Source organism: Neorhizobium sp. CSC1952 (assembly GCF_030378245.1).
Classification (GTDB): Bacteria; Pseudomonadota; Alphaproteobacteria; order Rhizobiales; family Rhizobiaceae; genus Neorhizobium; species Neorhizobium oryzae_A.
Genome location: NZ_CP128416.1, coordinates 1,084,396 through 1,111,210, shown reverse-complemented (window position 1 = coordinate 1,111,210; position 26,815 = coordinate 1,084,396). Strand labels below are relative to the sequence as shown.

The window sequence follows — 26,815 nt, the reverse complement described above, 5'->3', positions numbered from 1 at the left end:
TGCAAGCTCCGCACGGCCCGATATCCGCATGGAACTCGATCGGTACGGACAGCTGAAGCCGAGAGGTCCGAAAGCCTGGTTGCGCAGCCGCGATAGTGGGTTCTCCCGGATTTGTCCGTTTTCCCCGGCGGCGCGGGACGAGGACAATCTGGCGACCGAGCATTTCCCGTCCGCGAAAGACCGGCACCCGCTGCTTGGTCGTTTCGAGGCCGCTTATGTCGGCCATGTCGCGGAGGACGAATATCGGGTGAACGGCAGTTCCGGGGGCATGGTCACCTGGGTGGCGGCGGAACTCCTGCGTCGCGGGCTTGTCGATGGCGTCGCGCATGTCAAGGAGAGCGATGATCCGCAAACGGAGGGGCGCCTGTTCCACTACACGCTCTCGCGTGATCTGCAGGCGCTGCAGGCAGGCGCCAAGTCCCGATATTACCCGGTCGAACTCTCCGGCGTGCTTCGGAGCATGCGCGACATTCCCGGCCGGTATGCGGTGGTCGGCATTCCCTGCTTCGTCAAGGCCGTGCGGCTGGCCTGCGCCGATGATCCGGTGTTGAAGGAGCGGGTGGCTTTCACCCTGGGGCTCTTCTGCGGTCATATGAAGAGCGCGCGCATGGCCGAAAGCTTCGCCTGGCAGATGGAAGAGGACATCAGCCGCGTGAGGCAGCTCGACTACCGGGTGAAGACCCCCGACCGGCCGGCGAGCTGGTACCGGGCCCAATTGACGCTTGCAAACGGTGAGACCCGTGCCCGGGATTGGTGGCACCTGGCCGATGGTGACTGGGGGGCGGGTTTCTTCCAGAATTCCGCATGCAATTTCTGCGACGACGTGGTTGCCGAAACGGCCGACATCGCCTTCGGCGACGCCTGGAAGGAACCTTATTCGTCCGATGGGCGGGGAACGAACGTCGTGCTCGTCCGGTCACGGATGCTTCTCGACCTTCTTCGTGAGGGAATGGGTGCGAACCGGATTGCGCTGTCGCCTGTGGATGCCGATTTCGTGGTCGCCACCCAGGCCGCCGGGTTCCGCCAGCGCCGGGAAGGCCTCTCGTTCCGCCTCACCTGGCCGCGTCTCGGTCTGCGCCCGCGCAAGCGCGTCCCGGCCGGCAGCCATCATCTGACGTCGCAGCGCAAGATGATCTATATCATGCGCTACGGGATCAGCTTCTGGAGCCACCGGGTTTTCCTGGCTGCCCGCCTGCTTCACAGCCCCGGGCTCTACATTCTCTGGGCCCGAGCCGCCTTGGCCTTCTATCAGGGGCTGGCCTATTCGCGGGGGCCGGTTGGCCGGGTTGCCCGGCGGCTGGGATTAGCGGGCTCCGAGGGAGGCGCGTGATTCGAGCCCCGGCAGCCGGGCGGTCGGCTTGGTGGCGCGCGACACGTATCCGCTGTCCTGACGCGGTGCGTATCGATCGACCATCTCCTCGCAGAACTCCGCGAATTCTTCGGGCACGAGCGGTGCGCTGGTGTGATGCGGCGCCATGCCCCTGTGCTCGGGCGTGAAGCAGAATGTCACGGTGACGTCGAAATCCTCGAGCGCCCGCATCTGCCGGTCAAACCAGTCGAGCGCATTCGGCCGGAACCGGTCGGCCCAGGACAGGCCGGTGCGGATGGATTTCACGCCCAGTCGCTTCATCCAAGCGACGGCGTCGTCCAGCCGCGGGTCCTCGAAATGGAACCACTGTACGAGCCCGAGTTCGGGCGTGTGCTTCGCAAACTCGTCGAGCGCCGGTTTCGGCGTGCCGTCTTCCCGCAGGATGCCCATGTAATAATGCCGATAGTAGGAGGAGCCTTCCGCTTCCCGGTGCCGCGTCGTCGCCTCCCAGGACCGCGGGAGATCGTAGAGGCTGTACCACTGGCACCGTTCGACTTTGCCCTTGAGCAACTCGGCCGTTCGCTTCAGGCCCCAGAGCTGCACTTCTTCCGCGCCGAAGGTCGACACGCCCACCTCGCTCACCCAGATCGGCAGATCGGTGACGGCACGGATTTCATTGATCTTCTCCGGCCATTCGTGAATCTGCCACAGGTTCCAGTCGAGGGGAAAGCCGTGCACGGCGACCGCGTCGACATGGTCGAGCACGCCATAATTCTTCATGCGGTCGATGAAGAAAGGATCGATCGGCGATATCCCCCCGAGCACTTTCGTGAGTTCCGGATTCCTTGCCGCGACGGCATCGGCGGCGAGAATCGCCATCTGCGCAAAGAGGCTCCATTCGGGATCGATTTCCGGATCCCAGTGAGATTTGTTGTTCGGCTCGTTCCAGATCATCGCAGCTTCGATCATGTGTCTTCCCCGATAGGATTGGGTTGCAAGGCTACTTCGTTGAGCGTCATCACTTTCGCGCCCCAGTCGCCCACCGCGAGCGTGGTGATGGAGGCGGGCGCGATCTCGAATCTGGGCCAGGCGTCGACCGGCAGTCCCAGAACATGGCTGACGGCCGCCTTGATGACATCGGCATGGGACACCAGGGCCAATTTCCTGCCGCTGTTGCCGCTCGTCAGGATCTCGATGAGGCGCATGACCCGGCTCTGGACGTCCAGCATCGTTTCGCCTCCCGGGGTGCGCGTGAGGCTTCGGACGGTATTCCACCGGCGCCACGAGGGATCGGCATCGAGATCCGCGAACGTCTTTCCCGACCAGGCGCCGAAATCCACCTCATCCAGTTCGGCGGCAATCTCCGGCGGCTCAAGGCCGCAGGCCGATGCGATGGCGGCCGCTGTTTCGCGGGTGCGCTCCCGCGGGCTCGCGTATATGCCACCGAGATCCTCGCGTTGCATCCTCTGCGCCAGAGATCTGGCTTGCGCGCGGCCTGCTTTGCCCAACGAAATGCCGCCTGCTCGCCCCGCCAGAAAACTCCCGACATTGTCATGGGCTGCGTGACGCACCAGGAAGAACGTCACCGTCATTCCGCCGCTCCGCGCAGGACGTCTTCCTGGTCGTCGATGAAATTCTGGGTGCGCCGGCGGGCTTCCTGATCGGTAAACTGCCGTGGTGGGGATTTCATGAAGTAGCTCGACGGTCCGGTGAGCGCACCGCCCAGGCCGCGGTCGAGCGCCAGTTTTGCGCAGCGTATCGCGTCGATGACCACGCCGGCGGAATTGGGGGAGTCCCAGACTTCCAGCTTGAGCTCGGCATTGAGCGGCACGCCGCCGAAGGTCGTGCCTTCCAGCCGGATATAGGCCCATTTGCGATCCGCCAGCCAGGGGACATGATCGCTCGGGCCGACATGGACGTCGTCGGCGGAGAGCGGAACGTCCAGCTGGCTGGTCACCGACTGGGTTTTGGAAATCTTCTTCGATTCCAGCCGTTCGCGTTCCAGCATGTTGAGGAAATCCGTGTTTCCTCCGAAATTGAGCTGATAGGTGCGGTCCACCCGAACGCCGCGCTCGCGGAAGAGATTGACGAGCATCCTGTGGACGATCGTCGCGCCGACCTGGCTCTTGATGTCGTCGCCGATGAGCGGCAGCTTGCGGGCCGCGAACTTCTGCCGCCATTCGGGTTTGGAGGCTATGAACACCGGAATGCAGTTGATGAATGCGCAGCCGGCGGCCAGCGCCTGTTCGGCATACCATTTCGTCGCTTCCTCCGAGCCGACCGGCAGGTAGGAAACCAGGACGTCCGTCCCGGTCTGCCGCAGGATTTTCGCAACGTCGGCTACCGGTTCCGCCGATTCCTCGATGCGATCGCGGAGATATTTCCCTATCCCGTCCAGCGTCCTGCCGCGCTTCACCTCGACGCCGGTCGGAGCGACCTCCGCAAAACGTTGGGTATTGTTCGGTTCCGCATAGATGGCTTCCGCAACGTCGCGCCCGACCTTGGTGGCCGCAACATCGAACGCAGCGGATATTTCGACATCGCGCACATGGTATCCGCCGAGGTCGATATGCATGAGGCCTGGAACCGGTTCGTTGTCCCGGGCGTTACGATAGTAGGTGAGCCCTTGAACCAATGACGAGGCGCAGTTGCCAACCCCCACCAATCCGACCCGAATGGATTTAGAACGCATGCTTCCCTCCGGCATTTGCGAGCTGCAGGATCTACAAAGCTAACAAAGGGAAGCCGCAACAGTTCCAGATGCCCTACTTTTAATCTGACCTTATGGATCGCTCTTCCGTTTCAGGCGTTCGGTGCGCTGCAACGGAGAAGAGCGGATGTTGGTCTATGGCGATGTCGAGCGCATCGAGGACGCAGCGGCGATACGCGCATCGATCGCGGGAATGATGACCGCCTGCGCCGGGATGCAGCCTGGCCGGCAGCGTCATGAAACGCTGGTTCGGGCGTTCATCCTGACGGGGGAGCTGGTCCAGGGACTGGCCGACCGGGAATTCGGCATAAAAGGTGCGGACGATGTGTCCGAGGTTCAGGATGCGGGCGCGGAACTGCTGCTCGGACAGGCCCGGGCGATCATGCAATCCTGGCGGAACGGCTTTGCCGGGGAATTGCCTTTCCCCGAGGATTGGCCGGCCAGACTGGAATATCTGGATAGTATCGAGCCGCTGCGGACGAAGCGGGCGGAGGGTTATGCCTTCTATACGCTTTATCCCGAGAGTTACATGGAAGCCGCTTCGCTCTCGAAGTTGACTTCCAGAACGTTCGTGATCGGGATCCGCAGCATAGGCACCGGGCTTGCGGCTCTGGTTTCCGCCGCGCTTGGCGCCGGGCCGGCCTGTTCGCTGCGGCCGACAGGGCACCCGTTCGAACGGCGCGTGCAAGTCACGCCGGCGCTCTCCCGCCGCATTCTCGCGGACCCCGACGCCGATTTCGCCATCGTAGACGAAGGGCCGGGATTGTCGGGGAGCTCGTTCGGCAGCGTTGCAGACTGGTTGCAAGCCAGGGGCGTCGCACCGGATCGGGTTCATTTCTTCCCGAGCCATGCGGGCGATCCGGGACCGCGCGCAAGCGAGACCCACCGATTGCGCTGGAAGGAACGACCCCATCATGTCGTCGGTTTCGACGACCTCGTTCTCAAGGCCCGGGATCCGAAACATCGTCTGCAGACATGGGCGGCCGACCTCGTGGGCGTCGCGAAGCCGTCATGGCGGGATCTGTCCGGCGGGGCGTGGCGCGCCGTTCGGCATGGTGATCCCTCGCTCTGGCCGCCGAGCGATATGCAGATGGAAAAACGCAAGTTCCTGATGGAGGCCGAAGGACGGGCCTGGCATGCCAAGTTTGCGGGGCTTTGCGGGAGCGATACGGACAAGGCGCGAAGAGGTTCTCTGCTGAGCGAGGCCGGATTTATCCCGAAAATCGCCGGCACCTGTTACGGGTTCATCGTCGAGGAATGGGTCCCGGGGGCACCCCCCGACAGGACGGGCATGGACAGGCGCCGGCTCGTGGAGCATCTCGGCCGCTATCTTGGTTTTCGCGCGCGCCATCTTCCCGCGCCCGGCGGCGGCGCGTCGATTGACGATCTCTGCCATATGGCCGTCTTCAACATTGGGGAAGCGGCAGGATCGGAAATGGCGGAAGAGGTCAGGCGCCTGATAGGCTCGCCCAGCAGGTTCCGCGGGCGGCTGCATCGGGTCGATACGGATAACCGGCTTCATCCATGGGAATGGTTGATGACGGCGGATGGCCGGTTGATGAAGACGGATGCGCTGGACCACAACGCCGCCCACGATCTGGTCGGCTGCCAGGACATCGCCTGGGATGTCGCAGGCGCCTGCGTGGAATTCGATCTTTCAATAGAGGAGCGGAACCGCGTTGCCGAGCTCGTCGCCCGGGAGGCGGATTGCGATCTGCGTGAAGACGTCCTCGCTGTTTTCGAAGCCTGCTATCTGGGCTTCCAGATAGGGCTGTGGTCGCAGGCCCGCGCGCGTGCGGAGGGGCAAGAGGGAGAGCGCATCGAAAGCCATATCAAACGATATCTCGACCGGCTGCGCCGACCGGCCCGGAATGATATTCCCTAATGATATTCCCTGTTGATCCGCATCGCGCGTCGTGCCACCTGCTGCCATGACATCTTCCGGTGCGGGGAGCAGAAATGGATCGTGAAAGCAGCCCGGCCTTTGCGCGCAAGGAAACCGGAAACGCCGGCGGGCTGACCGGGTTCCTCTCGCAGGGCCTGTGGCCGGCGACGATCGTCCTCGGCATTTATTTCGCGCTGAGCATCGCCGTGCGGCTCGCGCTGCCGAATTCGCTGACGCTGGACGAGGCCGAGCAGGCGCTGTTCTCGCAATACTGGCTTGCCGGTTACGGGCCGCAGCCGCCTTTCTACAACTGGGTCCAGAACGCCTTCGTCGGCGTGATGGGCATATCGCTGTTTGCATTGACGCTGCCGAAGTTCCTGATGCTGCTTCTGTGCTACTTCTTCTTCGGCATGGCGGCACGGGAGATCGACCGGCGCCCACCCTTCGTGGCGATGGCGATGCTGAGCCTGCTCACCCTTCCGCAGCTCTCCTATATGCCGCAGCAGGACTTGACGCATACCATCGCGGTGCTGATGGCCGCGTCGCTCTTCCTCTACGGACTTTTCCGGACGCTTGTCCGGTCCGATTGGCAGGGCTACGCGGTTCTCGGGATTGCGATCGGCATCGGCACCATCTCCAAATATAATTTCGTGTTGCTGCCGGCCGCGGCGGCCGTCGCCGTCTTCTGCGACCGGGATTGGCGTCTCCGACTTTTCGATCCGCGCGTGCTGCTGACGGCGGTCCTCGGCCTGGCGATCGTCCTCCCCCACGCGCTCTGGCTGCTCGGCAATCTCGATCTCGCGACGGCCGGCACGATCGGCAAGATGGTCGAGGCCGATGCGCCGCAGGGGCTTGCCCGTCTTGCCCGCGCGCTGGGCTCGCTCGTTCTCGCCTGCATAGCCTTCGGCGCGTTGACGGTGGTCATCTTCGCAGCGGCCTTCAAGAGGGATTTCCGTCAGGCGTTGAGGGCAGGAGACCGCTGGACGCGCCTGCTCGGCATCATGATGCTGACTGCGCTTTTCGGCGTCGTGCTGGTGATCGTCGTCGCGGGAACGACCAGGATCACCGAACGCTGGCTCGACCCCTATCTGCTGGTCCTGCCGCTTTATCTGCTGTTGAAGCTGGAAAGGGCGGGGGCGGATACCGGCGCGAGCCTCAGGCGCTTCATTCCCCTCTTCGCCGTCATCATGGCCGTGACGCTGATCCCGCTGGCGGGAAGGACGCTGACGGCGGGGCTGACCGGCTCCTATTCCCGCATCAACTATCCCTTCGCGGCCTTCGCCGAAACACTGAAATCCGGACAGCAGCCGGCTTTGATCGTCGCGGCCGGCATGCATCTCGCCGGCAATATGCGGCTGCAGTTTCCCGGCGTGCCGGTCATCGATTCCGCGCAGCCGGTCGAGGGGTTTCCGTCTCCGGATGCGATGAAGGGGCCGGTTCTGGCCATCTGGGCCGATAACGGAAAAACGCCCGGCACGCAGCCGATCGACCTGTCTTCGGTCGATGCGCTTGCATTGACACCATCCCCATCGCAATCTTTGTCGCTTCCTTATTATTACGGCGACGGCAAAGCGGGGCTGAGGCTCGGCTATCTCTGGCTTCGTTGAAGGCGGTAGGCAAAGCCGCGGAGCTGCGATATCTGTTCGCGAATGCCGGCTTTCGGGCGGCGAAATTTCAAGGAGAATCCGATGGCTGAGACGGAAAAGGTGGCGCTGATCACCGGCGGCGGACGCGGCATGGGCGAGGCGATCGCCCGCGAACTGCGCGAACAGGGCTACAGGCTGGCGCTGATGTCGCCGTCGGAAAGCTGCGAGAAGCTGGCGTCGGAGCTCGGCGGCGTCGCGTCCCGTGGGGTGGCGGAGAAGGCGGAGGACATCCAGTCGATCTTCGACCTGACGATGAAGGCCTACGGGCGGATCGACGCCGTGGTCAACCATACCGGCCATCCGCCGAAGGGAGACCTGCTCGACATCGCCGACGAGGCCTGGACCCTCGGTTCCGACATGATGATCCTGTCGCTGGTGCGCATGGCGCGGCTCGTCACGCCGGTCATGCTGAAACAGGGCAAGGGCGCCCTCGTCAACATCACCACGTTCGCCTTCGCTGGTCTTTCCGGTGTCCTGTACCTATCGCGCAGCCGCCGGCGCCTTCACCAAGCTCTATGCGGACCGTTATGCGGCCGACAATATCCGCATGAACTGCATCCTGCCCGGCTATATCGACAGCCTGAACCACAAGCCCGAAACCGCCGAAAAGGTGCCGATGAAGCGCATCGGCCATGTGGAGGAGATCGCCAAGACGGCGGCCTTCCTGCTGTCCGACGGCGCCGGCTACATCACCGGCCAGAACATCCGCGTCGATGGCGGCATCACCCGGCACGTCTGATCTGGAGCATATCTCATGAGATGGAAGCGCACGATCCAGCTTCTGGACGTCCATTGCGAAGGCGAGATCGGCAAGGTCGCGGTGGGCGGCGTGCCGAAGATCCCGGGCGAAACGGTGGCCGCCCAGCTACACTGGCTGAATACCGATCCGAAAGGGCGGGAGCTGCGCCGCTTCCTTTGCCTGGAGCCGCGCGGCGCGCCGATCGGCTCGGTCAATCTGCTCCTGCCGGCCAAACATCCGGACGCGGACGCCGCCTTCATCATCCTGCAGCCTGATCAGGCGCATGCGAGCTCGGGCTCGAATTCCATCTGCGTCACCACCGCGCTTCTGGAATCCGGCATTGTCGAGATGAAGGAGCCCGAGACGATCGTGACGCTTGAAACGGCCGCCGGTCTCGTCAAGGCGACCGCCACCTGCCGCGACGGCCGCTGCGAGAAGGTGAAGCTCACCATGGTGCCGTCCTTCGTGCATGAGCTCGACGTGCACCTAGAGACGCCGCACTGGGGCGAGATCACGCTCGACCTTTGCTATGGCGGCATCTTCTATGCGCTGGTGGATGTCGGCCAGATCGATTTGACGATCGAGAAGGGCAATGCCGCGGCTCTCGTCCAGGCCGGCATGGTGCTGAAGGATCTCATCAACAGGGAAATCCCCGTCGTGCATCCGGAAATCCCGGCGATCTCCGGCGTGGCCTATGTGATGTTCCGGGATACGGAGGCCGACGGCACGGTGCGCACCTGCACGACCATGTGGCCGGGCCGGGCCGACCGCTCGCCCTGCGGCACCGGCAATTCCGCCAATCTCGCAGCGCTGCATGCGCGGGGGAAGGTAAAGGTCGGGGATGTCTTCAAGTCGCGCTCGATCATCGGATCGCAATTCGAGGTGGGACTGGCGGCGGAGACGACGGTCGCGGGAAAGCCGGCGATCATCCCGACGATCGCCGGGCGCGGCTTCACATTCGGTCTGCATCAGGTGGCGCTCGACCCGTTCGATCCGCTCTCGGAAGGTTTCGCGATGACCGATGTCTGGGGACCGTCCGCCGGAGAAATCTGAGCTTTCGAAATCTGAGCTTTCGAAATCCGAGCCTCAGATTTCCTTGCCGGCGGTGACCGTCGGTTGCTTCAGGTCGCCCGGCTTCAGCACCAGCGAATTGACGCCTTCGGGCGTCGAGGGATCGACGGGAGCCGGAACGACGCCGAGCTCCTGCATCTGCAGGAACTTGTAGGCGCCGAAAGTATCGCCGTTTTCCGCTGCCTCGCGGTACAGTTCGGCCGCCTTCACGGCATTCGCTGCGACGCCTTCTCCCGCCTCGTACATCAGGCCGAGATTGATCATCGCATCCGTATTGCCGCGCTGGGCGGCGAGATCGTACCAGGCGATCGCCGTCTGGTCGTCCTGCGGCAGGAGCTGCCCTTCGTCATAAATCACGCCGATGTTGAAGGCGGCCGTGTCGTCGCCTTCCCCGGCGGCTTTTTCGAACCATTGCAGTGCCTTCTGGACATCCGGCTGCGTGCCGAGGCCATCGCGGTAGGCGACGCCCAGATTGTAGGCGGCGAGCACGTTGCCGCTCTGGGCCGCCTCCGAATAGAGCTGGAATTCCGCCTGCTCGTCGCCTAGCCGGCCCATCAGCATGCCGAAATTCACCTTGGCGGCCGGATAGCCTGCCTGAACGGCGGCATCATAGGCGTTCATCGCCTCGTCGGCCTGCTGGGTCTTGTTGAGCGCACGGCCGAGCTGATAGGCGAAACGCGGATTGCCCGTCGCCTCGTAAGCCGTGCGGCAGGCATTGACCGCCGAACCGTCGATCTCGTCGATGCCGACCGGCGCAAACTCGCTGTTGCGCTGCTGGTCGTAAGGACTGCCGGCCAGGCGGTCGCATTCCGTCTGCATGGCCGGGACGATCTGCAGGTTGGCCCGTTCCTCGGCGCCAGGAGAAACCGCCAATGCGCAGAGCGCCACGGCGGTGCCTGTGGCAATCATAAAACCCCTGTTGACTTTAGAGGCGCGGGATTTCATTGTTCGCTCCGACTTAACTGATTCTTCAGATTGCGTACGAACGCTGAAACGCGGGCGGCGGTTCCTGCTGCCTTGAGCTTTCGTGACGGATTCTCCTCTCCTATCCTGCACATTTGCGTGAATGTCGGTATTCGGCAGATCGGGGTATGGCGGGCCGCACCCCATCACTTTGGATTGTCTTGTGCGAGCCGTTGGTGGTATGGGGACGCATCGATCAGTTCCGGAAGTTTCCCCATGAAGACGCTCACCCTCCGCCGCCCCGATGACTGGCATCTGCACCTGCGCGACGGCGCCGTGCTGCAAGGGGTGATCGGCGACACGAGCCGGCATTTCGCCCGCGCCATCATCATGCCCAATCTGGTTCCGCCGGTGGTGACGACAGGGGATGCCAGGGCCTATCGGGAACGTATTCTCGCGGCGCTTCCGAAGGGCGACCGCTTCGAACCGCTGATGACGCTCTACCTGACGGAGCACACCGATCCGGACGATGTGGAGGAAGGCAGGAAGAGCGGCCTCATCTCCGCGGTGAAGCTTTATCCCGCGGGTGCCACGACCAATTCCCACGGCGGCGTCCGGGATTTCGACAAGGCGATGCCGGTGCTGGAGCGCATGGCGAAGATCGGCCTGCCGCTTTGCGTGCACGGCGAGGTCACGACGCCGGAGGTCGATATCTTCGATCGCGAGGCCGTCTTCATCGAGACGGTCCTTGATCCGCTGCGCCGGCGCCTGCCGGAGCTCAAGGTCACCATGGAGCATGTGACGACCGCCGACGGCATCGATTACATCAAGTCGTCCAGGGGCAATCTGGCCGGCTCCATCACCACGCATCACCTGATCATCAACCGCAACGCCATCCTGGTCGGCGGCATCCGTCCGCACTATTACTGCCTGCCGGTCGCCAAGCGCGAGAACCACCGGCTGGCGCTCCGCGCCGCTGCGACATCGGGCGACGCCCGCTTCTTCCTCGGCACGGACTCCGCGCCGCATGTCGATCCGCTGAAGGAATGCGCCTGCGGCTGTGCCGGCATCTATACCTCGGTGAACACCATGAGCTGCCTGGCGCATGTCTTCGAGGAAGAGGATGCGCTCGACAAGCTGGAAGCCTTCACCTCTCTCAACGGTCCGGCCTGGTACGGTCTGAAACCGAACGAGGAGAGGATCACGCTCGAAAAGCGGGACGAGCCGGCGAAATTTCCCGACAAGCGGGAGACCGGCGCCGGGCCGATCACGGTCTTCGACCCGATGTTCCCGCTCTACTGGCAAGTGGTTGAGGCGTAAGATCAAGTGCCGCCGGGATCGGTTGCATTTGGATTGATCCGGTAACCTTTTGGATAGAATCCCCAGGTAGCGTGAAGCCCAGATTTTCCGCCGGGTGTGCCCGAAGAGAAAGCTTGGCATGATGCTTGACTACCATTCTCTTCTGCTGGCGCTCGGCGTGTCGGCGGCGTGCCTGATGGTGACGCTGTTCGGCACGTGGTTTTCCCGTCGCACCGATTCCTTTCTGCTCACGCTCGTCGTCGCCCTCGGCCTCACCGTTTCCGGCATTTTCGTCTACAGTTCCTATACGCTTGAAGCCGGCCTTGTCGGCGCATCCTTCGCCTACGCCTTCCTGATGGCGGGCTTCAGCACCATCTATTCCGCCTCCGTTCAGTTCCGCACGGGCATCAGGCCCTGGCGGCTGGCCGCCGGCCTGTCGGTCGTCAACATGGCCCTCGGCCTGCCTCTGATGGCGAGTGGGTTCGACGGCCTCGGCTTCATCGCCATGAACCTCGCCGCCGCTTTGCTGCTGACCGGCACCGCCCGGCAATATTGGCTTGCTCGCCCGGAAGCTCCGGGACCTCTGGGCGGCATGGCCGCCCTTTACACGATCAGCGGTTTTTCGTTTGCCCTGTGTGCCGCCGTTCTGATCTCCAACAGGCAATGGGTCCTTGGCCATGCGCCGGACAATTGGGCGGAAACTCTGAATATCGGCGTGTGCATCGCCGGCATGACCGGCATCGGTGCCCTCTCGCTCGCGCTGCACCAATGGCGCATGGCGGCCCATCACCGCCGCGACGCGATGACGGATGCCCTGACGGGGCTTCTCAATCGCCGCGCGCTTTTCGAGCAGCATGGTCATCGGATCCTCGGCTCCTCCACGGCCGTCATCGTCTTCGACATCGACCGTTTCAAGTCCATCAACGATCAGCACGGCCATGCTTCCGGCGATCTGGTGCTGAAGATCTTTGCCGAGGATCTTGTAAAGGGCGCGGGCGCGAAACGTCCGCATGCGATCGCGCGGCTTGGCGGCGAGGAGTTCGTCGTGATCCTGGACAACGTCCTCTCGGGCCGGGCCGAGCGGATAGCCAACGATATCTCGCGCAGTTTCGCCGCCCGCGAGATCAGGATCGGCGAAGCATCGCTTCGCTGCACTGTTAGCGCTGGCATCGCCATGGGGGCGGCAGGCGGCCAACCCTTCGAAACCGTGCTCAGCCTTGCCGACAATGCGCTCTACGAAGCCAAGCGCGCCGGACGCGACCGGGTGGAAGTCGCCGGGTACCTGCGGCCCGTGGATCTGAACGACACGCGGACCAGCGCCTGATCCTCTTTTATTTATGGCATCGACCGCGGCACCGTCTGGCGCCGGCCGCCGCTTGCTGCTATTGCGGCGCGTGGTTTTGAAAAAGAAGGAGCGGCGCATGATTCAGACCACATTTCCGGACCGCGGCGTAATGGCCGAACTGATGGCGAAGATGCTCTGGGAGATCGGGGCGGTCCATTTCAGCGCCGACAAGCCCTACAAGCTTTCCTCGGGCATGATGAGCCCGGTCTATATCGACTGCCGCAAGCTCATCTCCTACCCGCGCATCCGCTCGACGATCATGGATTTCGCCGCCACGACCGTCATGCGCGATGCGGGCTTCGAGAGGTTCGATTGCGTCGCCGGCGGCGAGACGGCCGGCATTCCGTTCGCAGCCTTCCTGGCCGAGCGGCTCGGCCTGCCGATGATCTACGTCCGCAAGGTGCCGAAGGGCCATGGCCGCAACGCGCAGATCGAAGGCCATATGCCGGAGGGCGCGCGCGTTCTCGTCATCGAGGACCTGACGACGGCGGGCGGCAGCATGTTCACGTTCATCGATGCGATCCGCGCCGCCGGCGGCGTGGTCGACCACGGCATCGCGCTCTTCTTCTACGATATCTTCCCGGAGGCCGGACTGCGCTTCTCCAAGGGCAAGGTCCAGCTTCACCACATCGCGACCTGGCGCAACGTCCTTGCGGTCGCGCGCGCCGGCAAGCTGTTCGACGAGAAGACGCTGTCGGAAGTCGAAGCCTTCCTCGACGCGCCGCTCGCGTGGTCGGGCCGTAATGGCGGGGTGAGTGAGCTTTCGCTCTAGCATTTTTACAAAAGCTCGCTTAATCGATTGAAAAACGTTGAGAGCGAGCGGGAGGAACCCCATGATTTTGTGCTGCGGCGAAGCCTTGATCGACATGCTGCCGCGCGAGACGACGGCAGGCGAAAAAGGGTTCGCGCCCTATGCCGGCGGCGCGGTCTTCAATACGGCGATCGCGCTCGGCCGCCTCGGGCAGCCGACAGCCTTCTTCACCGGCATCTCCGACGACATGATGGGCGACATCCTGCGCGAGACGCTGGCAAAGAGCGGGGTCGATTACAGCCTCGCCGCCGTCTCTTCGCGCCCGACGACCATTGCCTTCGTCAAGCTCGTCAACGGCCAGGCAAGCTATGCCTTCTACGACGAGGGCACGGCCGGGCGGATGATCACCGAAGCCGATCTGCCGGCGCTCGGCGGCGACTGCGAGGCCATGCATTTCGGCGCGATCAGCCTCATCCCGGAGCCCTGCGGCGGCACCTACGAGGCGCTGATGGCGCGCGAATACAAAAGCCGCGTCATCTCCTTCGACCCGAACATCCGGCCGGGCTTCATCAAGGACAAGGAGAAGCATATGGGCCGCGTGCGCCGCATGGCCGCCATGTCGGATATCATCAAGTTCTCGGACGAGGACCTCGACTGGTTCGGGATGGAGGGCGATCACGATGCGCTCGCCGCCCACTGGCTGAACGAAGGCGCAAAGCTCGTCGTGCTCACCCGCGGCGCCGAGGGTGCTACGGGTTATACGAGAAGCTTCAAGGTCTCCATGCCGAGCGAGCGGGTGACGGTGGTCGATACGGTCGGCGCCGGCGATACGTTCGACGCCGGCATCCTGGCTTCGTTCAAGATGCAGGACCTGCTGACGAAGGAAAAGGTCGCGGCGCTCACGGAAGAGCAGGTCGGCAAGGCACTGGCGCTCGGCGCTAAGGCCGCCGCCGTCACGGTTTCCCGCGCCGGCGCCAATCCGCCCTTCGCGCATGAGATCGGTCTGTAGGGCGACGCGGTCTATATTCCAGGGCATGCCGTGTCAGCCCCCCTCTGCCCTGCCGGGCATCTCCCCCACGGGTGGGGAGATCACAACTGGCAGGACTTTCCCGCCAAATAGACCATATGCAGAGTTCCCACCTTTATTGATTGGGGAAACCGGCGCGTCCATCCAATCTCCCCACCCGTGGGGGAGATGCCCGGCAGGGCAGAGGGGGGCTGACACGGCATGCCCGAAAAAATCCGGCCCGAAGAAACCCGCCGAACCCAAATCACATCAGCCGAACTACTTCTTCAATTCCGCCAAAGCCTTCACCAGCCCCTGCGTCGAGCTGTCATGGCCCGCGGCGCTCTCCTTGCCTTCGACGACGGGCAGCAGGCCGGTCGCCAGTTCCTTGCCGAGTTCGACGCCCCACTGGTCGAAGGAGTTGATGCGGAAGAGCACGCCTTCGACGAAGACGCGGTGCTCGTAGAGCGCGATCAGCCGGCCGAGCGCGAAGGGCGTCAGCTTGTCGTAGACGAAGGTGATCGACGGCCGGTTGCCGGCAAAGACGCGGTGCGGGGCGATGAAATCCGCCTGTTTCTCGTCCATGCCCTTGGAAAGGAGCTGCTCTTTGGCTTCCTGGAACGTGCGGCCCTTCATCAGCGCTTCCGACTGCGCCAGGCAGTTGGCGATCAGGAGCTCGTGCTGGTGGCGCAGATGCGGCTCGAAGCCGTTGGCCGCGATCATGAACTCCGCCGGGATGATGCTCGTGCCCTGGTGGATGAGCTGGTAGAAGGCGTGCTGGCCGTTGGTGCCGGGCTCGCCCCAGACGACCGGGCCGGAATTGCCCTCGACCGGCTTGCCGTCGATCGTGACCCCCTTGCCGTTCGATTCCATGTCGAGCTGCTGCAGATAGGCCGGAAAGCGCAGGAGCCGCTGGTCGTAGGGCAGGATGGCGCGCGAGGGATAGTTCAGCACGTTGCGGTGATAGAAGCCGATCAATCCGAGCAGCATCGGCAGGTTCTGGCGCACCGGCGCGGTGCGGAAATGGTTGTCCATCGCATGCGCGCCGTCGAGGAACTCTCCGAAGTTTTCCGGGCCGACCGCGATCATCAGCGGCAGGCCGATCGCCGACCAGATGGAGTAGCGGCCGCCGACCCAATCCCAGAAACCGAAGATGCGGTCGCTCTCGATGCCGAAGGCGGCGACCTTGTCGAGCGCCGTGGAGACGGCCGCGAAGTGATGCTTCACCGCGGCCTCTCCGAGCTTGTCCGCGATGAAGGCGCGGGCGGAAGCCGCATTGGTCATCGTCTCGATGGTCGTGAAAGTCTTCGATGCGATGATGAAGAGGGTGGTTTCGGCGTCGAGCAGTTTCAGCGTGTCTGCGATATGCGCGCCGTCGACATTGGAGACGAAATGCGCGCGCGGGCCGTCATGGAAGGGGGCGAGCGCCAGCGTCGCCATGACCGGCCCGAGGTCCGAACCGCCGATGCCGATATTGACGACATCGGTGATTTTCCTGCCGGTGGCGCCTTTCAATGCGCCGGAGCGGATGCCGTCGGCGAATTTCCCCATGGCGGCGAGCACGGCATTGACCTCCGGCATCACATCCTTGCCGTCGACCAGGACCGGCTTGTTGGCCCGGTTGCGGAGCGCCGTGTGCAGGACCGCACGGCCTTCCGTGAAATTAATTGCAACGCCCGAAAACATCTCCTCGCGCTTGGCGGCGACGCCGCCGACCTCGGCAAGCCTTTGCAGCAGCAGCAGGATTTCTTCGTTCACGGCCGTCTTGGAATAGTCCATCAGAAGGTCGCCGAAGGTGGCGCTGAACCTTTCGAAACGCTCGGGATCGGCGGCGAAAGCGGCCCGGATATTCGTGGCGTTGGTCTTCGTGACGGCGGATTTCAGGTCTTGGATGATGGCCTGCATGGGGGCTTCCTCACGCTCGGAAAGGGGATGCACGGGAACCTATTCGCTTTCCCCGTCAAATCAAGCGCCGCGGAAGGCTTTTCACCTATTGCCCGACCGCCGTGGTGACCGTGTTGCCGACGGCATTGCCCAGGCGCTCGACCTGTTCGTCGTAGGTGCGCCGGGTCGCCGGATCGAAGATCGCAATCGGCGTGCTGACGGCGACGCTCGCCGCTCCTCCAACGGTCTGCGCCGCCCCGAGCGCCACGGCGCCGAGCCGGTCGCCGAGCCCGACATCGCTGTCGGTCACCGCCTGGCCTTCGATCAGCCGGTTGCCGATCAGCTTCACCACTTCCGGGCTTTCCGCGAACTTGCCGTGGTTCAGGCTGTCGCCGGTCTTGAGCGCGGTAAGGTCCAGCACCACGATGCCGGCTTTCTCGAACTCGCTGCGATAGGGTTCGACGGTCGGGTCCACCTGCCCGAGTCGGTCGATATTGCCGGAGATGCGGCGCGACAGGCTGAGCGCCCGGTCGTCCCGCGAGACGAAGAGGGTGAAATGCGGACGATTCTCACCGATTTCCGCGAGCTGCTGGCCGAACACGTCGACATCGAGGTCGGGGGAGGCGAGGATGACGTTCTGGATCTTGGGCGCCACGCGGCCGTCGCGGATCGCCATCTGCCGGAGCGCCTCGACGGTCAGCCAGGAACCCATGGAATGGGCCATGATGGTGACTTCGCCGACCTCCGGCTCCTTCGCCAGCCGGTGCAGCATCTCTTCCAGCGCATCGCGGGAATAGTTCGTGCTTTCCTTATCGTAATTATAGGCGAAGATGCTGCCGCGCGACGGCCAGGTGAAGAGCACCGGCGCCACGTCCGCCTTCGAATCGTGGACGATCTGGGCGAAGCGGTAGACCGCGTCCTCGTAGCGGTTGTTGAAGCCGTGCACGAAGACCAGCACGCGGCGGCTTTTCGGCAGATGCCCTCTGAGCCAGCTTCGGGCGCCATCGACCGTCAGCGGCGTCACGGAGGCGGTCGCGAACTCCTTCGCCGGATTGGCGGGCAGCTTCGACGGCCACTGCACCTGACCGATCTCGCGGGCGCTGTCCGGCGGAATGGAGACGGCGATCTCGGTGACATGCGGTTCCCTGCCGCGTTCGCCCGAAAACAGCACGCCGGGCGTCTCGGTGGGACGCCGCGTGGTCGCGACGAGGACATCGACCTTCGAGGCTCCGGCAGCCTGAGCCGAGTTGGGAATGAGCACGCCTTCGGGCCGCCCGGCGCAACCAGCGAGAACGGCCAGCACCGCAGCGACGGCGATCAGGCGGAAGGAAAATCCGGCGCGGCTCTCCAAGCGAACTCCAACATGCTCCTGTTCAAGCCCTTACCGGAAAGCGCTAATCAAGGATCGTCGGGCCGTCCACTGCTAACCGCGGAATTCCGCCTATGTGACCAATTCTTGATTGCCGCCTGTCGCAGCGATGCAACGGTCGGTCAGCCCCGCAACTCGCGCCGCAGGATCTTGCCGACGTTCGATTTCGGCAGTTCGGTGCGGAATTCTATGAAGCGCGGACGCTTGTAGTTGGTGAGATTGGCGGCGCAATGGGCCTTCAGGTCGGCTTCCGTCAGGTTCGGATCCTTCTTCACCACGAAAAGCTTCACCGCCTCGCCGGAATGTTCGTCCGGCACGCCGATCGCCGCGCATTCCAGTACGCCCGGATGGGTGGCGACCACTTCTTCCACTTCGTTCGGATAGACGTTGAAGCCAGAGACGAGGATCATGTCCTTCTTGCGGTCGACGATCTTCGTATAGCCCTGGCGGTCCATGTAGCCCATGTCGCCGGTGCGGAAATAGCCGTCCGGCGTCATCACCTTGGCGGTCTCGTCGGGGCGGTTCCAATAGCCGGCCATCACCTGCGGGCCGCGGATGCAGATTTCGCCGACGTCGCCGAGCTCGACGTCCCGGCCGTCGTCGTCACGGATGGAGACTTCCGTCGACGATATCGGCAGGCCGATCATGCCGGTGAACTCCTTCGTATCGAGCCGGTTGGCGGTCGCGACGGGCGAGGTCTCCGAAAGACCGTAGCCCTCGGTGATCGGGCAGCCGGTCATCTTCAGCCAGCGTTCGGCGACCGGCCGCTGCACCGACATGCCGCCGCCGAAGACGAGCAGCAGCGCGGAAAAGTCGAGCTTCTGGAAATCCTGATTGTTCATCAGCGCGTTGAACAGCGTGTTGAGGCCCGGAAATATGTGGATCCGGTACTTCTGCAGCTCCTTGACGAAGGCGGGGATGTCGCGCGGGTTGGCGATGAGGATATTGTGGCTGCCGGTGGCGACGCCCATCAGCGAATTCACCGTCAGCGCGAAGATATGGTAGAGCGGCAGGGCGCAGAGGAATTGCAGCTGGTCCGGCCGCGGCTTCGAAAGAAAGGCCGTTTCGAGCCACATCGCCATCTGCTCCTTGTTGGCGAGCAGGTTGGAATGGGTGAGGATCGCCCCCTTGGAAACGCCGGTCGTGCCGCCGGTATATTGCAGGAACGCAATGTCCTCGGCGGAAGCCTCGACGGGGCTCATGGCCGATCGGGCCCCTTCGGCGATGACCTGCTTGAAGCTTTTGGCCGCTGGAAGCGACCATGCCGGCACGAGCTTCTTCACTCGGCGGACGACGAGATTGACGATATGGCCCTTGAGGCCCAGCATGTCGCCCATGGTCGCCACGACCACGTGCCTGATCCCGGTGTTCGGCAAAGCCTGTTCGACGGTCCGGGCGAAATTTTCCAGGACGAAGATCGCCTTGGCGCCGGAATCCTTGAGCTGGTACTCCAGTTCGCGCGGCGTATAGAGCGGGTTGACGTTGACCACCACCAGGCCGACGCGGAGAATGCCGTAGACGACCACCGGGTTCTGCAGGATGTTCGGCAGCATGACGGCGATGCGATCGCCCTTCGCGAACCCTTGCGCCTGCAGCCAGGCGGCAATCTTGCGGCTTTCCGCTTCGAGCTGCCGGAAGGTCAGCGACTTGCCCATGCTCGAAAAGGCGAGACGGTCCGCATACCGTGCGCAACTGTCTTCGAAGAGCTCGCCGAGGGAATGATGCTGCAGCGGCGGGATTTCCGCCGGAACCGTCGGCGGGTAGGAGGCGAGCCAGATTTTTTCCGGATTGGCGTCGGTACGTGCTGTGACTTCGTTCATATGGACCTCCTCTATCGCTTTTTTGCCGTACCGCGCTTGCCGGCGCGTGGGCTGCAAAATCCTCCATTTTGCCGCCCGAAACAGATTATGCCATGGCGCCCGGGCTTCAACCATAGGCGCATGTCAAACAGCTATATAACTTTGACGTAAACGTCAATGATTGCACGCGCCGGGGAACATCCCGCCGGGAGAGGCGTTTTTCCGATGTGACAATGCATGAGGAAACAAAGGAGGTGCGTCATGCTGCATCAGGAACCGAGAGCCGGTCAGGACCCCTATGTCAAGGATTCCCCGTCGCTGATCGCCAGCGACAAGGTGGAAGGAACGCGAGTTTACGGCGCCGACGGCAAGCATATCGGCTCGATCGAGCGCGTGCTTCTGGAAAAGCGCGGCGGCCGCGTCGCCTATGCGGTACTGAGCTTCGGCGGCTTCCTGGGGATCGGCGACGATTACTATCCGCTGCCCTGGGAAAAGCTGCGCTATGACGAACAGCTCGACGGCTATCGCATCGACCTGACCAAGGACCAGATCACCGGCGCGCCGCGTTACCGCGATCTCGACGACGAGACCTGGTACAACGACAAGGGCCGGACCATCTACGACTATTACGGCGTCCCGCCCTACTGGATGTAATCGCCTGATCGATACCACGCAGGCGAGTTTTGGGCCCCGCGATTTGCGGGGCCTCAGCTTGATGACAAACCTCGCGTCTTGCTCGGCGTCATCCTCGGCCTTGTGCCGAGGATCTATAAACGTCGATGGTTTGCAGATGCTCGGGACAGGCCCGAGCATGACGATCAGAGATTTCGAACCTTTGTCAGCAGTCTGGGGCCCCGCGATTTGCGGGGCCTCTTTTTCGTTTATTTAATCCTCCTCGTGCAAGGTCGTGCCTCCAGTGAGGTGACGGGGCATGACGGCAAAGACGGAGGCGGGTACGGTCCGCGATTTCGAGCGGGGGGATGTCGAGCCCGTCGCACGGCTTTTCCAGAAGACGTTCCGTAACTCCAAAATCCAATCTCCCTCGCTGAATGCCTATCTCGAGGAGGCTTTTTTCGATCATCCCTGGGCGGAGCCCGATATCCGCTCAAAGGTCTTTGCGGCGGGAGATGGCCGCATATCCGGTTTCGTCGGCGTCTTTCCCGCACGCCTGGAATTCGACGGCCGGCCGTTGCGCGCAGCTTTCGCGGGCTCGCTGATGGTCGAGAACCCGAGGGAAAATCCGCTTGCAGGCGCGCGCCTCGTGCGCGCTTTCCTGTCGGGCCCACAGGATATTTCCCTGACGGAGACCGCAAACCAGACGGCGCTCGGCATGTGGCAGAAGGCCGGTCATCCCCTTGATCCTGGTTACAGCCTGAATTGGCTGAAGGTCCTGCGGCCCGCCTCCGTCGGCGTGCAGCTGCTGGAACGGCGCGTCGGCCTCGCGCGGCTGCTTCGCCCGTTCGGACGATTGACCGACCGCGCGACCGCGCTTGTCGGAAAGGCGTCCTTCCATCCGGCCCAGGGCGGCAAACTTGCTTTTCGCGACGTGACGCCCGCCGAATTCGGCACGGCGCTGCTGGTGTTGAAGGACTTTTATCCGCTGAGACCGCGATGGGAGGTGGACAATATCGGCTGGTTTCTCGATCAGGCCGAGCAGAAACGGAAATTCGGCTATCCGGAATGGCGGGTCGGCTACGGTGCCGACGGCCGCCCGCTCGCCGCCTATGTCTATTTCACCGAGCCCGGCGGCATCGGCTGGGTCCTGCAGGCGGTTTCTGCGCCGGCCGCGGCCGGCGAGCTCGTCGACGATCTTTTCGCCCATGCCCATGGGCTCGGTTGCGCCGGGCTGCGCGGTGCGGCGCATCCCTGGCTGAACCCGGCGCTGATGACCCGCCGCGCCTTCTTCTACAGCCGCTCCTTCTATGTCGCGGCGGCACGCGACAAGAGCCTGCTCGAACCGGTCAGGGCGGGGCAGGCGCTGATCAGCGGACTGGCGGGCGAAGGCTGGGCGCGGCTGATCGGCGACCGGTTCGAGTAGGGTTGGCGGGGTGATCCCCTCACCAACAAAATCTAAGACTTAGCCGCTGGCTAAGATCTTGATTTAGTAACCTCTCCCACATGGGGAGAGGTAGAGCGTCGAGCGCGCGGCACGGTTATCTCTCCCCTTGTGGGAGAGAAAGCAATTTCGAAATCTTAGCCAAAGGCTAAGTTTCAGAAATTGCAAGTGAGGGGATTTCCTCCGGATCACCCCAGCATCGTCAGCGGCTCCGCATGCAGATATTCCGCCACCTTGCGCTTCGATCCGATGTTGCGCCACACCGCATCCACCTGGTCCGGCGTCAGGCCGGCGGCCTCGCCGACGTCTTCCCGGGAAATGCCGTTGTCGAGGCCGTAGAGGCAGAGGTCCATGCGGTCGTAGGGGAGCGAGAAATAATATTCGTCCTGCCCCTGCGGCAGCGACCATGTGTCGGTGGTCGGCGGACGGCGGCGGATCTCGGCCGGCACGCCGAGCGCTTCGGCGAGCTGATAGACCTGGCTCTTGTAGAGATGCGCGATCGGCTTGAAGTCGGCGGCCCCGTCGCCGTTCTTCACGAAGAAGCCCTGGTCGTATTCCAGCCGGTTCGGCGTTCCCGCGACGGCGAAGTTCAGCCGGTCGGCATGGTAGTATTCGATCTGCTTGCGGGTGCGCTGCTTCATGTTGGCGGCCGCGATCATGCCGAGATAGACGTCGAGCGGCATGCGGTGGCGGCTCTGTTCGCCTTGCGGATTGGCGACGACCAGCCAGGAGATGTTGTAGCCGCGGCCGGCAAGCGCGTCTTCCAGCACCACCTTACAGCCCCAGCCCTCGCCGAATTCAGGCACGACCTGGCGGATGAAACCGTCGCGGCGGGCATAGCAGCCGGCGGCGGCGAGCGCCGGGCCGATGTCTTCCAGCACCGTCCCGATGCCAACGGCTTCCGCGAGCGCTCTGCCGAGGCGCAGGCTTTCGGGATCGCTGTCATGTTCCGGCATGAAGATGCCGGTCACCTTGGCCGGCCCGAGCGCGCGGGCGCAGAGCGCCGCCGTCACGCTGGAATCGATGCCGCCGGAGAGCCCGAGCACCGCCCCGCGCTTGCGCAGGTCCTTCAGCACCGCTTCGCGGATCCAGCCGCAGATGCGCTCGATCTCCGCCTCCGCATCGAGCTTCAACGTATCGGGCGAGAATTTCTCGGCCGCCTCTGCGCGCTTCAAGCTCTGGGTCATGCCACGTTCTCCCGTATGATTTCGCTGGTTTCACCGGCGCCGAGCCGGATCTTGCCGGTCGTCGTGCGCGGCAGTGCGTCGCGGAACTCGACGCTTTTCGGCACCATGTAGTCTTCGAGCTGGCCCGCGCAGTGATGGATGATCTCGCGCTCGGTGAGCGTCGCGCCGTCTTCGAGCACCACATAGGCGCGGATCGCCTGGCCGAAGACCGGATCGTCGACGCCGCCGACCGCGGCCTCCCTGATGCCGGGCAGCGCGTAAAGCGCACGCTCGACCTCCTGCGGGCTCACCTTTTCGCCGCGCGTCTTGATGATGTCGTCGCGCCGGCTGATGAAATAAAGGAAGCCGTCCGCGTCGGCGCGGAAGAGGTCGCCGGTATGCAGGCGCCGCCCGTCGGCCGCCGGCGAAAGCGCGCGCACCGAGGCCAGGCCGTCACCCCAATAGCCGGGCATCACATGCGGTCCCTCGACGACGAGTTCGCCGATCGTGCCGGGAGGGACCGGCCGGCCGTCCTCGTCGACGACGAAAGCCGTGCCGCCCGGAATGGCGTGCCCGACCGAAAGCGGCCGGCGGGAGACTTCCTCCGGCGGCAGATAGGTGGCGCGCAGGCATTCGGTCTGGCCGTACATCAGGAAGAGCTGCGTCCGGGGAAGAAGCTGCTGCAGCCTTTCGGTAAAGGCGGGCGGCATGGCAGCCGCAGCACTGGTGATGTAACGCAGATGCGGCAGGAAGCCCGGCGCCAGATCCTTCATGCCGGTGATCAGAGCGGCCATCGGCGGCACCAGCGGGAAGCCGGTCGCCTTGACCTCGCCGAGCCGTTCCAGGATCTTGCGCGGGAAGGCGAAGCTCTTTTCCAGCACCAGCGTACCGCCCACCGTCACCATCGTGACGACCTGGGTGATGCCGTAGCCGAAGGAGAGCGGCAGCACGTTCAGCACGATGTCGTCGGCCGTGTTGCCGAGATAGGAGACGATCGCGTCGCAGGCGGCCGCCACATTGGCATGCGTGAGCATCACGCCCTTCGGCCGGCCCGTCGAGCCCGAAGTGTGGATCAGCAGTGCCAGCGCCTCGCTGTTCGCGCGCTCGCGGAGCGGGCTTTTCGGCTCCCCTGCCAGCAGCGCCTCGAAACGCAGCGCGTCGCCGATCTCTTCGCCGGCGCCTGCCTGGGCAACGATCAGGACCGGACGGATTTTCGTCATGGCGATGGCAGCATCCACCATCGGACGCTGCCGCGCCTGGGCGACGATTGCCGAAGCCTCCGTGCTGCCGAGAATGCTTGAAAGTTTTTCCGCCTTGATCGCCGGATAGAGCGGGCAGGGCACCGCGCCGGCTTTCCAGGCGCCGAAGAAGCTCAGCACGGCTTCGTGGCAGTTGTCCAGCACCATGAGCACCCGGTCGCCGGGCCTGATGCCGGCGCGCATGAGGCCTGCCGCCAGCCGGTCGGATTGCGCATCGAGGTCCGCATAAGTCAGCCGGACCGCGCCCGCGATGAGCGCGGTCTTCTCCCCGAACCGTCGGGCGCTGTCGCGGAGCCTTGCCTCTATGCGCATGAGCGCATCCTCAGGCCGCGGCCAGCTTGGCCGAGAGATAGTGCGTGACGTTGTCGATGCTGTCGAGATTTTCCGGAACGATCTCGTTATCGGCAACCGTGATGCCGTAGGTCTGTTCCAGGAAAGCGATCAGCTCCAGCACGCCGGTCGAGTCGATCACGCCGGTTTCGAGCAGCGACTGGTTGTTCGCCACCTGAGCGTCCGCGCGGAACAGGAAATTCTCCGCAATGAACTCGCGTACCGTATTTTCGAATGCTTCCGCCATCGGCCGGCCCCTTTCCATCCAGGTCTGTCGCGCGGTTGATTGAACCGACATCTTCCGCACGACCCCTAAATGTTTCGCTAAAGCCGGAAATACTATTCGAGCTATGTATCGTTTAAGGGCGGATTATCTGAGGCCGAGCACCATTTCGGACTGGGTGAGCGTGCTCTTGCGCCAGCCGACACGCCGCATGAACCGGTCGAGCACGCCTTGCGGCACGTTCTCGATAATGTAGAGCTTGCGGCCGGGATAGCGGGCGGCGAGCCCGTCCGCCAGCGACCGGCCGAGACCCTGCCGGCGATGCGCCGGATCGGCCGCAAGACCATAGAGCCGCACGTCCCGGCCGCTGTCGTCGACCAATGCGGCGGCCCTTCCATCCAGCGCAAAACCTTTGAGCGGCGAGCCCGCGTGCCGGAACGAGACCGGGTCCGTCTGCCATGTCGGATTGGCATCCGAGAACTTCGAAAGTATCTCCACCGCCATTCCGGGATCGCATTCCGCGGCGGGAGCGGCATCCGGCGTGGCGAGCCTGCGGCTGCGGCCGAAGCCGACAAGCTTGCGGGTGATCGCAAAGCCGAGCGAGAGATAGAGATCGCGGGCCCGGACGTTGGAATCGATCACTTCGAGGACGAGCTGCCGGTCGCCGCGCTGCCGTGCCGCTTCGATCGCCTCGCCCATCACGGCGCGGCCGAGGCCCTTGGCGCGGATCGTCGGGCCGATGCCGAGGGCGCTGATGCGGGAACGCTCGCCGCGCCGGGCGACGAGCAGGATGCCTGCCGGACGCTCGCCGTCGAAGAAGACCTCGCTGATGGCGGGATCGACATCCTCGCGCTGGATGCGCAGCGCCAATGCCTGCGGCGTGACGTTCACCGGCACCACATAGCCGGAGAATCCTTCCGTGAAGGCGGCGGCGCCCTCGTCCAGCGAGCAGGCCGAAAGCGGTCGACGGGTGACGGCGGTATTCAGGTCCATCGACGGCGCTCCCTTAAAGCGTAGTTCGGTTAAAGCACGTTGGTCGGCGTGCCCTTTTCGAAATTTTCCACATGGCTGATCACTTGCGCCCAGAGCGTCTGCATCGCCTCGTCGCTCGCCCAGGCGACATGCGGCGTGACGATGACGTTCGGCCGCTCGAGCACCGTCAGCAGCGGATTGTCCGGCGCCGGCGGCTCCTTCGTCAGCACGTCGAAACCGGCGCCGGCGATCAATCCCTCGTCGAGTGCCGTCACCAGGTCGGCCTCGTTCACCAGCCCGCCGCGCGCCGTGTTGATGATCAGCGGGCGGCGCTTCATCCTGCGGAATTCCGGCAGCCCGATGAGGTCGCGGGTCGCGGGCGTCAGCGGCATGTGGAAGGTGATGATGTCGGCAGTCTCCAGCACCTCGCCGAAGGCAGTGTAGCCGGGCTCGATCTTCTCGGCATCCTTGCGGGCGGCGAAGATGACCTTCATGCCGAAGGCTTCTGCGATCTTCGCCACCGACTTGCCGAGTGTGCCGCGCCCGAAAATGCCGAGCGTCGAGCCGGCGAGATCCTTGATCGGATGGTTGAAGAAGCAGAACTGGTTGGCCCGCTGCCATTCGCCGGCGATCACGTCCTGGCGGAAGCCGGCGATCGAGCGGCGCAGCGCGAAGATCAGCGCGAACGTGTGTTCCGGCACCGTATTGACCGCATAGCCGCGCACGTTGGAAACGGTGATGCCGCGCTCCTTGGCGAAGGCAAGGTCGATCACGTCGTAGCCGGTGGCGGCGACCGCGATCATCTTGAGCTTCGGCGCCCCGGCGATCGATGCTTCGCGCACCGGCGCCTTGTTGGTGATGACGACATCGGCATCCCTGATGCGTGCCGCGACCTCTTCCGGCGCCGTCTTGCCGTATTCCACCCATTCGTGCGCGAAAGCGGGCCTCGTGATCGTCACCGAAGGACCGATCGTATCGCGATCAAGAAATACCACCTTCAGCATCGATAAAAGCCTTGCATTGATTAAACTCCTCCTCCGATCGGAGCGCTGGCCGCGCCGGTTTTCTCGTATATCATCCGGACCGGCAATCG

Annotated in this window: 22 protein-coding genes and 1 pseudogene; 11 read left to right on the top strand and 12 right to left on the bottom strand. The window is 63.8% G+C overall.

Annotation, left to right across the window (positions count from 1 at the left end):
• Nucleotides 1–28 precede the first annotated feature (28 nt).
• Nucleotides 29–1,330 (top strand): Coenzyme F420 hydrogenase/dehydrogenase, beta subunit C-terminal domain, encoded by a 1,302-nt coding sequence (locus QTA58_RS05725; RefSeq protein WP_289672044.1) that lies wholly within the window; start codon nt 29–31, stop codon nt 1,328–1,330.
• Here QTA58_RS05725 and QTA58_RS05720 read toward each other — a convergent pair.
• The 3 genes from QTA58_RS05720 to QTA58_RS05710 are packed head-to-tail and all read right to left on the bottom strand — an operon-like array spanning nt 1,304 to nt 4,001.
• The gene (locus QTA58_RS05720; protein WP_289672043.1) at nt 1,304–2,278 is read right to left on the bottom strand and encodes a beta-xylosidase; all 975 of its coding nucleotides are present in this window, start codon (nt 2,276–2,278) and stop codon (nt 1,304–1,306) included. The two genes, QTA58_RS05725 and QTA58_RS05720, sit on opposite strands and share 27 nt — an antisense overlap.
• A complete protein-coding gene (locus tag QTA58_RS05715; protein WP_289672042.1) occupies nt 2,275–2,901 on the bottom strand; it encodes a histidine phosphatase family protein in 627 nt (208 codons plus the stop codon). The genes QTA58_RS05720 and QTA58_RS05715 overlap by 4 nt, the downstream gene beginning before the upstream one ends.
• Nucleotides 2,898–4,001: an inositol-3-phosphate synthase gene (locus QTA58_RS05710; protein ID WP_289672041.1), complete on the bottom strand. Its 1,104-nt coding sequence runs from the start codon at nt 3,999–4,001 to the stop codon at nt 2,898–2,900. The genes QTA58_RS05715 and QTA58_RS05710 overlap by 4 nt, the downstream gene beginning before the upstream one ends.
• A gap of 145 nt (nt 4,002–4,146) precedes the next feature.
• Here QTA58_RS05710 and QTA58_RS05705 point away from each other — a divergent pair, with 145 nt between their 5' ends.
• The 4 genes and pseudogenes from QTA58_RS05705 to QTA58_RS05690 all read left to right on the top strand — a co-directional run bounded on the left by QTA58_RS05705 (nt 4,147) and on the right by QTA58_RS05690 (nt 9,342).
• Nucleotides 4,147–5,904: a hypothetical protein gene (locus QTA58_RS05705; RefSeq protein WP_289672040.1), complete on the top strand. Its 1,758-nt coding sequence runs from the start codon at nt 4,147–4,149 to the stop codon at nt 5,902–5,904.
• Between the two features lie 74 nt (nt 5,905–5,978).
• Nucleotides 5,979–7,511: a glycosyltransferase family 39 protein gene (locus tag QTA58_RS05700; protein ID WP_289672039.1), complete on the top strand. Its 1,533-nt coding sequence runs from the start codon at nt 5,979–5,981 to the stop codon at nt 7,509–7,511.
• 81 nt (nt 7,512–7,592) lie between these two features.
• Nucleotides 7,593–8,289: pseudogene (locus tag QTA58_RS05695) on the top strand (SDR family oxidoreductase).
• A gap of 15 nt (nt 8,290–8,304) precedes the next feature.
• Nucleotides 8,305–9,342 (top strand): 4-hydroxyproline epimerase, encoded by a 1,038-nt coding sequence (locus QTA58_RS05690; RefSeq protein ID WP_289672038.1) that lies wholly within the window; start codon nt 8,305–8,307, stop codon nt 9,340–9,342.
• A gap of 33 nt (nt 9,343–9,375) precedes the next feature.
• Here QTA58_RS05690 and QTA58_RS05685 read toward each other — a convergent pair whose 3' ends face one another.
• A complete protein-coding gene (locus QTA58_RS05685; protein WP_289672037.1) occupies nt 9,376–10,269 on the bottom strand; it encodes a tetratricopeptide repeat protein in 894 nt (297 codons plus the stop codon).
• Nucleotides 10,270–10,539: 270 nt separating this feature from the next.
• On the opposite strand from QTA58_RS05685, the gene pyrC reads away from it, so the two are divergent.
• The 4 genes from pyrC to QTA58_RS05665 all read left to right on the top strand — a co-directional run bounded on the left by pyrC (nt 10,540) and on the right by QTA58_RS05665 (nt 14,667).
• The gene (pyrC, locus tag QTA58_RS05680) at nt 10,540–11,583 is read left to right on the top strand and encodes a dihydroorotase (RefSeq protein ID WP_289672036.1); all 1,044 of its coding nucleotides are present in this window, start codon (nt 10,540–10,542) and stop codon (nt 11,581–11,583) included.
• Nucleotides 11,584–11,701: 118 nt separating this feature from the next.
• The gene (locus tag QTA58_RS05675; protein WP_289672035.1) at nt 11,702–12,886 is read left to right on the top strand and encodes a GGDEF domain-containing protein; all 1,185 of its coding nucleotides are present in this window, start codon (nt 11,702–11,704) and stop codon (nt 12,884–12,886) included.
• Nucleotides 12,887–12,983: 97 nt separating this feature from the next.
• Complete coding sequence (locus tag QTA58_RS05670) at nt 12,984–13,679, top strand: orotate phosphoribosyltransferase (protein ID WP_085422213.1); 696 nt, start codon at nt 12,984–12,986, stop codon at nt 13,677–13,679.
• A 61-nt stretch (nt 13,680–13,740) separates the two neighbouring features.
• The gene (locus QTA58_RS05665) at nt 13,741–14,667 is read left to right on the top strand and encodes a carbohydrate kinase (protein ID WP_289672034.1); all 927 of its coding nucleotides are present in this window, start codon (nt 13,741–13,743) and stop codon (nt 14,665–14,667) included.
• Nucleotides 14,668–14,943: 276 nt separating this feature from the next.
• Here the strand turns inward: QTA58_RS05665 and pgi are convergent, their stop codons facing one another.
• From pgi to QTA58_RS05650, 3 genes are all read right to left on the bottom strand, one after another.
• The gene (gene pgi, locus QTA58_RS05660) at nt 14,944–16,569 is read right to left on the bottom strand and encodes a glucose-6-phosphate isomerase (RefSeq protein ID WP_289672033.1); all 1,626 of its coding nucleotides are present in this window, start codon (nt 16,567–16,569) and stop codon (nt 14,944–14,946) included.
• An 85-nt stretch (nt 16,570–16,654) separates the two neighbouring features.
• Nucleotides 16,655–17,899: an alpha/beta hydrolase gene (locus QTA58_RS05655; RefSeq protein ID WP_289672032.1), complete on the bottom strand. Its 1,245-nt coding sequence runs from the start codon at nt 17,897–17,899 to the stop codon at nt 16,655–16,657.
• Between the two features lie 140 nt (nt 17,900–18,039).
• Entirely contained in the window at nt 18,040–19,737 is a 1,698-nt protein-coding gene (locus QTA58_RS05650) for a long-chain fatty acid--CoA ligase (RefSeq protein WP_289672031.1), read from the bottom strand.
• 240 nt (nt 19,738–19,977) lie between these two features.
• Here QTA58_RS05650 and QTA58_RS05645 point away from each other — a divergent pair, with 240 nt between their 5' ends.
• Together QTA58_RS05645 and QTA58_RS05640 are read left to right on the top strand one after the other, a co-directional pair.
• Complete coding sequence (locus QTA58_RS05645; protein ID WP_085422218.1) at nt 19,978–20,370, top strand: PRC-barrel domain-containing protein; 393 nt, start codon at nt 19,978–19,980, stop codon at nt 20,368–20,370.
• 277 nt (nt 20,371–20,647) lie between these two features.
• On the top strand, nt 20,648–21,754 hold the full coding sequence (locus QTA58_RS05640; RefSeq protein WP_289672030.1) for a hypothetical protein: 1,107 nt from the start codon (nt 20,648–20,650) through the stop codon (nt 21,752–21,754).
• 206 nt (nt 21,755–21,960) lie between these two features.
• On the opposite strand, the gene nadE is transcribed toward QTA58_RS05640, so the two are convergent.
• From nadE to QTA58_RS05615, 5 genes are all read right to left on the bottom strand, one after another.
• The gene (nadE, locus tag QTA58_RS05635) at nt 21,961–22,959 is read right to left on the bottom strand and encodes an NAD(+) synthase (RefSeq protein WP_085422220.1); all 999 of its coding nucleotides are present in this window, start codon (nt 22,957–22,959) and stop codon (nt 21,961–21,963) included.
• Nucleotides 22,956–24,509, bottom strand: a complete 1,554-nt coding sequence (locus tag QTA58_RS05630; RefSeq protein WP_289672029.1) for a class I adenylate-forming enzyme family protein — start codon at nt 24,507–24,509, stop codon at nt 22,956–22,958. The genes nadE and QTA58_RS05630 overlap by 4 nt, the downstream gene beginning before the upstream one ends.
• Nucleotides 24,510–24,519: 10 nt before the next feature.
• The gene (locus QTA58_RS05625; RefSeq protein ID WP_085423352.1) at nt 24,520–24,774 is read right to left on the bottom strand and encodes an acyl carrier protein; all 255 of its coding nucleotides are present in this window, start codon (nt 24,772–24,774) and stop codon (nt 24,520–24,522) included.
• A gap of 123 nt (nt 24,775–24,897) precedes the next feature.
• Nucleotides 24,898–25,743: a GNAT family N-acetyltransferase gene (locus QTA58_RS05620; RefSeq protein ID WP_289672028.1), complete on the bottom strand. Its 846-nt coding sequence runs from the start codon at nt 25,741–25,743 to the stop codon at nt 24,898–24,900.
• 29 nt (nt 25,744–25,772) lie between these two features.
• Complete coding sequence (locus QTA58_RS05615; protein ID WP_289672027.1) at nt 25,773–26,726, bottom strand: D-2-hydroxyacid dehydrogenase; 954 nt, start codon at nt 26,724–26,726, stop codon at nt 25,773–25,775.
• Nucleotides 26,727–26,815 lie beyond the last annotated feature (89 nt).

Coding starts and splice junctions, on each gene's coding strand:
- QTA58_RS05725 (WP_289672044.1), top strand. CDS start 29: ATGGAACTCGATCGGTACGGACAGCTGAAGCCGAGAGGTCCGAAAGCC.
- QTA58_RS05720 (WP_289672043.1), bottom strand. CDS start 2,278: ATGATCGAAGCTGCGATGATCTGGAACGAGCCGAACAACAAATCTCAC.
- QTA58_RS05715 (WP_289672042.1), bottom strand. CDS start 2,901: ATGACGGTGACGTTCTTCCTGGTGCGTCACGCAGCCCATGACAATGTC.
- QTA58_RS05710 (WP_289672041.1), bottom strand. CDS start 4,001: ATGCGTTCTAAATCCATTCGGGTCGGATTGGTGGGGGTTGGCAACTGC.
- QTA58_RS05705 (WP_289672040.1), top strand. CDS start 4,147: ATGTTGGTCTATGGCGATGTCGAGCGCATCGAGGACGCAGCGGCGATA.
- QTA58_RS05700 (WP_289672039.1), top strand. CDS start 5,979: ATGGATCGTGAAAGCAGCCCGGCCTTTGCGCGCAAGGAAACCGGAAAC.
- QTA58_RS05690 (WP_289672038.1), top strand. CDS start 8,305: ATGAGATGGAAGCGCACGATCCAGCTTCTGGACGTCCATTGCGAAGGC.
- QTA58_RS05685 (WP_289672037.1), bottom strand. CDS start 10,269: ATGATTGCCACAGGCACCGCCGTGGCGCTCTGCGCATTGGCGGTTTCT.
- pyrC (WP_289672036.1), top strand. CDS start 10,540: ATGAAGACGCTCACCCTCCGCCGCCCCGATGACTGGCATCTGCACCTG.
- QTA58_RS05675 (WP_289672035.1), top strand. CDS start 11,702: ATGATGCTTGACTACCATTCTCTTCTGCTGGCGCTCGGCGTGTCGGCG.
- QTA58_RS05670 (WP_085422213.1), top strand. CDS start 12,984: ATGATTCAGACCACATTTCCGGACCGCGGCGTAATGGCCGAACTGATG.
- QTA58_RS05665 (WP_289672034.1), top strand. CDS start 13,741: ATGATTTTGTGCTGCGGCGAAGCCTTGATCGACATGCTGCCGCGCGAG.
- pgi (WP_289672033.1), bottom strand. CDS start 16,569: ATGCAGGCCATCATCCAAGACCTGAAATCCGCCGTCACGAAGACCAAC.
- QTA58_RS05650 (WP_289672031.1), bottom strand. CDS start 19,737: ATGAACGAAGTCACAGCACGTACCGACGCCAATCCGGAAAAAATCTGG.
- QTA58_RS05645 (WP_085422218.1), top strand. CDS start 19,978: ATGCTGCATCAGGAACCGAGAGCCGGTCAGGACCCCTATGTCAAGGAT.
- QTA58_RS05640 (WP_289672030.1), top strand. CDS start 20,648: ATGACGGCAAAGACGGAGGCGGGTACGGTCCGCGATTTCGAGCGGGGG.
- nadE (WP_085422220.1), bottom strand. CDS start 22,959: ATGACCCAGAGCTTGAAGCGCGCAGAGGCGGCCGAGAAATTCTCGCCC.
- QTA58_RS05630 (WP_289672029.1), bottom strand. CDS start 24,509: ATGCGCATAGAGGCAAGGCTCCGCGACAGCGCCCGACGGTTCGGGGAG.
- QTA58_RS05625 (WP_085423352.1), bottom strand. CDS start 24,774: ATGGCGGAAGCATTCGAAAATACGGTACGCGAGTTCATTGCGGAGAAT.
- QTA58_RS05620 (WP_289672028.1), bottom strand. CDS start 25,743: ATGGACCTGAATACCGCCGTCACCCGTCGACCGCTTTCGGCCTGCTCG.
- QTA58_RS05615 (WP_289672027.1), bottom strand. CDS start 26,726: ATGCTGAAGGTGGTATTTCTTGATCGCGATACGATCGGTCCTTCGGTG.